The organism is Streptomyces sp. NPDC054956 (assembly GCF_053609185.1).
This window is the reverse complement of sequence record NZ_JBSGXB010000654.1, coordinates 1-1,218: the sequence shown is the minus strand read 5'-3', so window position 1 is coordinate 1,218 and position 1,218 is coordinate 1. Positions and strand designations below refer to the sequence as shown.

General features: G+C 76.4%; 1 protein-coding gene. It reads right to left on the bottom strand.

All coding sequences use genetic code 11. The features are described from left to right. Positions 1-54: 54 nt before the first annotated feature. Positions 55-1,218, bottom strand: a 1,164-nt coding sequence (locus tag ACWGDE_RS39085) for a DUF2637 domain-containing protein (RefSeq protein ID WP_453393839.1), incomplete at its 5' end; no start/stop codon positions are given.

Genomic DNA, 1,218 nt, shown 5'->3' with positions numbered 1-1,218 from the left:
CCCCCTGGGGGGTGCGGGCCCTTCCACATCCCCCAGGGGGGCGGCCGTACGGGGTTACGCGATGTGCTCGTTCTCCAGGTCGCGCTGGTAACGCAGCTTCAGGTCCGGCATCAGCCGGCGGATCATCGTGGCGCTGCGCGGGTGCACGACCCCGTGGCGGTCCGAGAGGTGTATGTCCACCTGCTCGGGGGTCGGGAACCCGGAGAACTCGTCGATGTACGCACGGAAGACCTCGTACGCCGCCTCCGCGAACTTCTCGTCGTCGATGGTGGCCTCGACCTCGGACTCCTGAGGAGCCTCCTCGCGGCGGGGAGCCGGTATCGGGAGCTCCTGCTGCTCGGGAGCGGTGCCGGGGCCGGCCGGGGGCGTCACCGGGGTGGGCTCCAGGCCCTCCACCAGGTGGGGGCTGTAACCGCCCTCGTACGCGGCCTGCGGCGCGCGGGGAGCCGCGAACCAGGCGCTGTTGTGCGCGGCGGGCATCGCGGTCGGGTCCACCGCGAAGGGAGCGGCGGCCGGGTGGCCCTGCGGGGCGCTTCCCCCGCCCGTCCCGTCCCAGAATTCGGGCTCGGCCCCGGGCCCCTGGTGGGGCTGCGCCATCTGCGCCCGGGCCTCGGCCTGCGCCCGGGCCTCGGCCTGCACCTGCGCGTGGGCCTGTGCGATGGCCAGGGCCTGCGCCTGGGCCGGAGTCATCACCCCGGCCTGCACCTGCGGCTGCAGCTGCGCGAACGCCGCGGCCTGGGCCTGGGCGAGCGCCAGGGCATGCGCCTGGGCATGCGCCTGGGCCTGGGAGAATGCCTGGGCCTGTGCCTGGGCGAGCGACTGCGCCCGGGCCTCGGTGAGTGCCTGGGCCCGGGCCTCGGTGAGGTCGCCCGGGACCGTGGCCGGGATGCCGGCGGGGAGCGCGGCGTCCGCGGCGGCGCCCTCCACGGGCGTGCCGGGGCGGACCTCGGTGCCCGCCGTCGCGGTGCTCTCCGGGCCGGTGGTGCCGGACAGGAGGACCGGGGGCGTCGGCTCCGGCACGTCGGCCGTCTCCGGCAGCGGGGGCAGGAGCAGCGGGTCGATGCCCGCGGCGGCCAGGCCTTCGGGGGCGGTCTGGGAGAGGGGGACGCCGATGCGGGCGAGCCGGAGTGGCATGAGGGCGCCGACGGGGGCCTTGCGGCGCCAGAAGCGGCCGTAGCGGGCTTGGAGGCGGGCCTGGTAGATCAGGCGGTCCTGTTC